The sequence below is a fragment of the Bradyrhizobium valentinum genome (genome assembly GCF_001440405.1).
In the GTDB taxonomy this organism is placed as follows: Bacteria; Pseudomonadota; Alphaproteobacteria; order Rhizobiales; family Xanthobacteraceae; genus Bradyrhizobium; species Bradyrhizobium valentinum.
In genome coordinates this window covers 36,764-44,119 of record NZ_LLXX01000025.1, presented here as the reverse complement: position 1 = coordinate 44,119, position 7,356 = coordinate 36,764, and the positions used below count along the sequence as shown (strand labels likewise).

5 protein-coding genes are annotated in these 7,356 nt (G+C 63.8%); 1 reads left to right on the top strand and 4 read right to left on the bottom strand.

Going from position 1 to position 7,356, the window contains the following annotated elements; translation table 11 throughout:
- Window positions 1-77: 77 nt before the first annotated feature.
- Window positions 78-242 carry a DUF3309 family protein gene (locus CP49_RS42255; RefSeq protein ID WP_082645846.1) on the bottom strand — a complete coding sequence of 55 codons (165 nt, stop codon included), beginning with the start codon at window positions 240-242 and terminating at the stop codon, window positions 78-80.
- A gap of 164 nt (window positions 243-406) precedes the next feature.
- Between CP49_RS42255 and CP49_RS03330 the strand changes: the two genes are divergently transcribed.
- On the top strand, window positions 407-718 hold the full coding sequence (locus CP49_RS03330; RefSeq protein WP_057848881.1) for a polyhydroxyalkanoic acid system family protein: 312 nt from the start codon (window positions 407-409) through the stop codon (window positions 716-718).
- A 16-nt stretch (window positions 719-734) separates the two neighbouring features.
- Here the strand turns inward: CP49_RS03330 and treY are convergent, their stop codons facing one another.
- From treY to glgX, 3 genes are read right to left on the bottom strand one after another with little or no spacing between them, the layout of a single operon-like run.
- The gene (gene treY, locus CP49_RS03325; protein ID WP_057848880.1) at window positions 735-3,524 is read right to left on the bottom strand and encodes a malto-oligosyltrehalose synthase; all 2,790 of its coding nucleotides are present in this window, start codon (window positions 3,522-3,524) and stop codon (window positions 735-737) included.
- 4 nt (window positions 3,525-3,528) lie between these two features.
- On the bottom strand, window positions 3,529-5,283 hold the full coding sequence (gene treZ / locus CP49_RS03320) for a malto-oligosyltrehalose trehalohydrolase (protein ID WP_057848879.1): 1,755 nt from the start codon (window positions 5,281-5,283) through the stop codon (window positions 3,529-3,531).
- Entirely contained in the window at window positions 5,280-7,355 is a 2,076-nt protein-coding gene (gene glgX, locus CP49_RS03315; RefSeq protein ID WP_057848878.1) for a glycogen debranching protein GlgX, read from the bottom strand. The genes treZ and glgX overlap by 4 nt, the downstream gene beginning before the upstream one ends.
- Window position 7,356: the final 1 nt, after the last annotated feature.

Sequence of the window (7,356 nt, the reverse complement as noted above, 5' to 3'; positions counted from 1 at the left end):
GCGTGCCCACCATGTTGATTGCGCTAAAGAAGGTGGGCACGGCTGCGCCTTTGCCCCCCCTACGATCTACAATCCGCTCAAATCTTCCCGAGCAGCAGCAGGATCAGCAGGATCACGATCACCAGGCCGAGCCCGCCGCCACCGTAATATCCGGTGCCGTAGAACGGACCGCCGCCGATGCCGCTGAATCCGCCGAGCAAGGCGATGATCAGAATGATCAGAAGGATGGTGCCGATAGACATAAACTTCTCCTCAGCCCAAAAGGGCGTTCTGTATGCTCTGCCCTTCGCGTGGATCAACAGCCGGGAGTCATCTAAGTTCCGGTTTGCGTTGCGATAATGCGCGCAGCCCTTCCTTTCGAAGCAGGTGCAATTACATCCGGTTGGACGAGAGAGGGATTTCTGCGATGACCAAACCGCTGGTGGTTTCCATCCCGCACAGCTTGGGACGCGAAGAGGCGATGCGCCGCCTGAAGACCGGGCTGTCGCGCGCCGCTTCCGGCGTGCCGGTGCTGAGCGTCGATGAGGAGCGATGGGAAGACAACCGCATGATTTTTCGCGTTCGCGCGCTAGGCCAGGCGGCCGCCGGCCATGTCGACGTCGCCGAGGATCATGTGCAGGTGGAAGTCATGCTGCCATGGCTGCTGCAGCGCTTTGCCGAAGTGGCCCAGGCCGCGATTCAGAACCGCGGCAAGCTGCTGCTGACCAAGAAGAGCTGACGCAGAACCGAAGGCGCTAGGCGCGCGTGCGTTTGCGCGCCGGCTTTACCGCGCCGGTGAATCTTGCTTTCAGCACGGCGACCGGTAGATGCGTCAGCAGGTCGGACAGGCGCAATTGCGCAGCATCGGCGTCGGCAAAGCCTTCCACCGCATAGCCGCCGACATTCAGTGCGGCGTCATAATTCTCCGGACCAGGCCAATGTCTGCCGCTGTCGGTAAACGGCGCAAACCAACGCGTGACCACGGTGATCGCGGCTTCGCGGCCGCGCCGCCGCGCGAACGCGATAAAATGGTCGCGATGCGGTCCGCTCGCTTCCAAGGGCTCGTAATCGCCGTCCGTGAATATGTCGGCGAGTTCGGTCCGCAGCTTGAGCAGATGCTTGGTCCAGGCCAGCTTCAGATGACCGCTCGGCCACTTCTCGACCAGCCGGTCCCAATCCGCATTCTCCGGCGCGTCGAGCCGTCCGGCGCGTTCGGCAAAGTCGACCGGTCGCCGATTGTCGGGATCGACCAGTGAGAAATCCCAAAGCTCCGTGCCCTGATAGAAATCCGGCACGCCCGGCATCGTCGTCTTCAGCGTGATCTGGCTGAGCGAATTCAAGCTGCCCAGCAGCGACAGCCGCTGCGCCAGCGTTTGAAGGGAGTTCAGGAATTCGCCCGAGAGCGAGGGATCGAGGATTTTCGTAATGAAGCTCTCTACGCCCGCCTCGTAGGCCGCGTGGGGATTGAGCCAGCTTGTTTCCTGCTTGCCCTCGCGCGCGGCCTTTAGCGCATATTCCTGCATTCGCTCCAGAAACGAGGCATCGTCCGGCTGCCATGCTCCGAGCAGCGCCTGATACAGCATGTATTCGAACACAGCCGACGGCGCGCGAAGATCGCCATCGACCAAGAGATGCGGCGCGTTGAGCAGCTTCCATCGGGCCACGGCGCTGGTCCATTCGCCCGGAATTTCCGCCAGCGCCATGATGCGCGCACGCGCATCCTCGCCGCGCTTGGTGTCATGCGTCGCGGTCGCCGTCATGCCATGCGGCCATTCGCTGGCACGGGACCGCATCATCCCGTGGAATTCGTCGATCGAAAGCGCCTTTGCGGCCGGATCGCCGCCGACCTCATTGAGGGCGAGCAGGCGGTGGTAGCGGTAGAACGTGGTGTCCTCGAGCGACTTCGCCATCATGGGCCCGGTGAACTGCTGCACCTTCAATGCGAACCGGCGGACGCGCGGCGCGCTGTGGTGTGCGCGGCCGGGCCTGATCAGGTCCATCGTCAGCGTGTGGCGCAGGAAATCGAAAATGCCGTCGTCGGCGGCATACCAGTCGGCGCGCGCCCGTTCGATCGTGTTGGAGATCAACTGGCGGTCATGCGCTGACGGCCCTGACGATGTCAGGTAGGTGCGGTAGACCGGGAAATGCAGCACGTAGAGTTCGAGCGCCTGCCGCAGGCTGTCGGCGGAGTAGTCGCGGGTGGAGTAGTGTCCGCTGGCAATCCGTGCCAGCAGGCGCGTCAGCACCGTGAACTCGCTGGTCAGCAACGTTTCCAGCACGCGGCGCTTAGCCTCCTTCAGGATCGGTTCGATCTGCGGTGAACGGTTGCTGATCTGCCGCCAGATCTCGTCGAGCGGCTCCAGGCCGCGGCCGTCAATCAGCACATGGGTGATTGCGTTCATCCACTCATAGCCGGTGGTGCCATGAAGGCCGGCGAATGACGGCAGCTTTTCCTGTTCGCCGAGAATCTTCTCGACCAACACATAGAAGGGCCTGTTACGGCCGCCATGCGCCTCGCGGACCAGCCGGCGCAGGCGCTGGAAATACTGGACGGGATCGCGCAGACCATCGATGTGGTCGAGCCGCAGCCCCTGCAGCTTTTCCTCCGCAATCAACCGTTTGACCAGGCGATGGATCGCCTCGAAGGTGCCGGCGTCTTCGACGCGCAGCCCCGCCAGCGTATTGATGTCGAAGAACCGCCGGTAGTTGATATCGCTGGAAGCAAGCCGCCAGTGACCGAGCTTGTAGTGCTGACGTTCGAGCAGATGGTGCAGCGAAAGCGTCTGGGCGGCCCGATCCGCTCCGGCGCGATAGGCTTCCAGGCCATGCACGATGATGTCGGCAGCCCCTGTGATGCCTTTCAGTTCGGCCTTGAAGGCAGGTGCTTCCTTGCGGTTGGGACGCCGCAACCCTTGATAACGGAGAGCCAGCGCAAGCATCGCCTTGCCGGGCGCGCTATCCTCCGCGCCCGCCTCTTTGACGATCACGCGCAGGATTTCGCCATAGCGCTCCGGCGCGATCGGCAGCCGATGCTCGAAATACCAGGCCGAAAAGCTGCCTTCGCCGGCGTCATAGCGCAGTTCGATCTCGCCATTTTCCAGCGCCTGACCGTAGGACGAGCCGATGATCGGCAGCAGCACGCCGCCGCGTGCGCGGTATGGTAACTGCTCCCAGTCGATGTCGAAGGAGGCGGCGTGCGGCGAGGCGGGGCCCCATTCCAGCACGTCGAGCCACCATGGATTGTCGGCAAAATGCACACCGACATGGTTCGGCACGAAATCCAGGATCAGCCCGAGATCGTGTTGCCGCAGCACGGCGCTCAACCGCTCGAAGCCGGCTTCGCCGCCGAGCTCCGGATTGAAATGGGCGTGGTCGGTGACGTCGTAGCCATGCGTGCTGCCCTTGCGGGCGCGCATGAAGGGCGAGGCATAGAGATGCGTGATGCCGAGCGCCTTGAGGTAGGGCACCACGGAAGCAGCGGCGTCGAAATCGAAATCCGCCGACAATTGCAGGCGGTAGGTCGCGATCGGGATCGCCGGGGGCATTTTCCTATCCGATGCGCCAGAGCACCGTCCATGGCGGGACACTGTCGCCCAACTCGCTGCCCCAGATCAGGGTTCCCGCAGGCCCACCGGGCGCATGGCTGATGGCTTGATCCGACAGGTTGGCGAGGAGACGAAGCGTTGCGCCGTCGCCCATCCGCCAATGGGCCGTGAGCAAACCATCGTCTGCTGCCTGTGCGTTCCCGAAGGCTGCGCCGGCCAGACGGGGGATAATCTGCTGCTTCCGGGTTCGCAGCAGTTCGCGCACGAGCGTCAGGCGCTTTCGTCCCGCAGGCGTCTCGCGTCCGTCCCAGTCGAGCACCGCGGAGTCCCTCGTCGAAGCTGCAAGCGCGTCGGGGACCTCATCGCCATATTCCGCATAGGCCCAGGCCAGTTCAACGCGGCGGCCCTTGCGGACGGCGTCGGCAAGATCGCCGCCGAAGTCGCAGAAGAACGGGAAGGGGACGGTTGAGCCCCATTCCTCGCCCATGAATAGCATGGGAATGTGAGGCGCGATCAGCAGGACCTGAAGCGCCGCCTCGATCATCCGCGCGTCGGCATTGCCTTCGAGCCGGTCGCCCAACGCGCGATTGCCGATCTGGTCGTGGTTCTGCACGAAGTTGATGAAGGCGGTCGGCGCCAGATGCCCGCTCGGCTCGCCGCGCTTGCCGCGCCGGAACGTAGATACCTCGCCCTGGTAGACGAAGCCGGAGGACAGCGAGCGCGCGATGTCAGACCTCGGCGAGCGCTGGTAATCGCCATAATAGCCCTGCTTCTCGCCGGTCATCAGCACGCGCCAGGCGTGATGATAGTCGTCGTTCCATTGCGCGCGATACTTTCCGCGCGGCGGGTCTTCAGCGGCGTCCAGAATACTGGCGCGGTTGTCGCCGTTTTCCAGCACCAGGTGAATGTGACGGCCGGTTTCTGCGGCGAGTTTGCCGGCGGCGGCGCTGAGATCGTGCAGCAGCGACAGCCCGCCCGGCTCGACGATGCTGTTGACGGCATCGAGCCGCAAGCCATCGAAGCGATAGTCGCGCAGCCAGTGCAGCGCGTTCTCGATCGCGAAGGCACGGACTTCTTTCACGCGATAATCGATCGCGCTGCCCCACGGCGTCTGCGCTTCGGTGAAGAACGTCGGCGCATAGCGGCCGAGATAATTTCCTTCCGGGCCGAAATGGTTGTAGACCACGTCGAGCATCACCATCAGCCCGCGCAGATGCGCCTCGTCGATCAGCGCCTTGAGATCTTCGGGCCGCCCATAGGCGCTGTCGGGCGCGTACCACAACACGCCGTCATACCCCCAGTTGCGCAAGCCGGCGAAATCCGCCAGCGGCATCAATTCCAGCGCGGTGATACCGGTCTCAACGAGATGATCGAGCCTGTCGATCATCGCGCGATAGCTGCCTTCTTTGGTGAAAGTCCCGACATGGGCCTCGATGACGATCGCCTCCTGCCACAGCCGTCCGCGCCAGTTCGTTGCACGCCATGGATAGGCCTCATGATCGATCACCTCGCTCGGGCCAAAGACGTCATCGGGCTGAAACGCCGACGCCGGATCCGGCACGTCGATCTCGTCATCGATGCGGAATTTATAGCGTGCGCCGGCCTTCACGCCGGCGATGTCGGCCGTGAACCAGCCATCCTCGCCGCGCTTCATCGCGTGAGGCCGCTCCAGCATCACCTCGACGCGTTTCGCCGCCGGCGCCCACAGCCGAAACCGCGTGCCGTAGTTTGTCAGAAATGGGCCGTGTCGGTCATTCATGCCGCGCCCGCAAAGGCAAGCACTGACCGCGGCGGCGCGCTGGTCTTGGCGCCCGACGCGTAACCGGTGGGACTCTGCCCGGCGTCGGTCGTGTTCAGCACCTGCTGCCAGTTTTTGTACTCGGTCATCTTGGGCAATGTGAAAGCGATCTCTTCGGGCGCGGCATTCAGGACGATAAAGATCGGCGGCTGACCTTGTTCCAACGGCCCCAGCACATAGGCGAGGAATCGTCCCTCCGGAAAATTCCAGTCGGCTTCCTGCATCTCCTCGGCTGCCGGCGTCAGCCACAGCACGCCATAGGAGCCATCCTTGCGTCGTCCGGAGAGCCAGCGCTGGTAGCGGAGTTGGGCGAAGCGCCGTCGCAGCGCGGTCATGTGGCCGATGAAATCGGTGAGGTCGTCGCCCGGCTTGCCGAGATTGTCCCAATTCACCCAGCCGATTTCGTTGTCCTGGCAATAGGCGTTGTTGTTGCCGTTCTGCGAATTGCCGACCTCGTCACCGGCCAGCAGCAAGGGCGTTCCTTGCGCGAGGAACAGGCAGGCGAGCTGGTTCTTGCGGAGCTGCCGGCGCAGCGCGACGATCGCGGCGTCAGTGGTCGGGCCTTCATGGCCGCAATTGTTGCTGTGGTTGTCGTTGGAGCCGTCGCGATTGTCCTCCCCGTTCGCCTCGTTGTGCTTCTCGTTGAAGCTGAACAGGTCGGCCAGCGTGAAACCGTCATGAACGGTGATGTGATTGATGCTCGCGCGCGTCGCGCGGTTGTCGTGATGAAACAGGTCGGACGAGGCGGTCATGCGACGCGATACTTCGCCGATCAGGCTGCCTTCGCCGCTCCAGTAGCGCCGCATGGCGCTGCGATAACGGTCGTTCCATTCTGACCATTGCGACGGAAACGCGCCGACCTGATAGCCGCCCATGCCGAGGTCCCACGGCTCGGCGACGAGCTTGACCGTTGCCAGCACCGGGTCCTGCCGCACCGCGGTCAGAAACGAGGAATTGCGGTCGAAGCCGTTCGGCCCCCGCGCCAGCGTGGTCGCGAGGTCGAAGCGGAAACCGTCGACGTGGCAGACCTCGACCCAGTAGCGCAGCGAATCCATCACCATCTGCAGCACGCGTGGATGGGTGAGGTTGACCGAGCTGCCGCAGCCGGTGAAGTCGTCGTAGTAGCGCGGGTTGTCCTTGCTGAGCCAGTAGTAGGACGCGTTGTCGATGCCGCGGAAACACAGCGTCGGGCCGAGATGATTGCCCTCGGCGGTGTGGTTATAGACCACGTCGAGCATCACCTCGATGCCGGCGTCGTGCAGCCGCGCCACCGTGGTGCGGAACGCGTCGAGCGCGTTGTCCTGCGCATAGCGCGGCTCCGGCGCGAAGAACGCCAGCGTGTTGTAACCCCAGTAGTTTGCCAGCTTCCGTTCCACCAGCACCCGGTCGTCGATCAGCCCGTGGATCGGCAGCAGTTCGATGGTGGTGACGCCGAGCCGCTTGAGATGATCGATCATCGTCGGCGAGCACAGCCCGCCATAGGTGCCGCGCCAGCCCGGACCGACATCGACGCGCCTTTGCGTCAGGCCCTTGACGTGGGCCTCGTAGATAATGGTGTCCTCCCAGGCGATGTTCGGCCGTATCTCGCGGCGGCCCCAGTTGAAGGTCTCGTCGACCACCACCGCTTTCGGCATGCCGCGGGCATTGTCGCGGCGGTCAAAGGAAAGATCCTCGCGCGCGCTGCCGGTGCGATAGCCGAAATGCGCATCGCTCCACACCAGCCGGCCGGCGATCCGCTTGGCATAGGGATCGAGCAGCAGCTTGTTGGCGTTGAAGCGGTGCCCGCGCTCGGGCGCATAGGGGCCATGGACGCGATAGCCATAGAGCTGCCCGGGCGAGACGTCATTGAGATAGCCGTGCCAGACATCCTCGTTGCGCTCGGGCAGTTCGATGCGCTCGAGCTCGCGGCGGCCCTGGCCGTCGAACAGGCAAAGCTCGACTTTCTCCGCATTGGCCGAAAACAACGCAAAGTTGGTGCCCCTGCCGTCCCAGCTTGCTCCGAGGCGGGCGGGGCTTCCCGCGGACAATCGCATG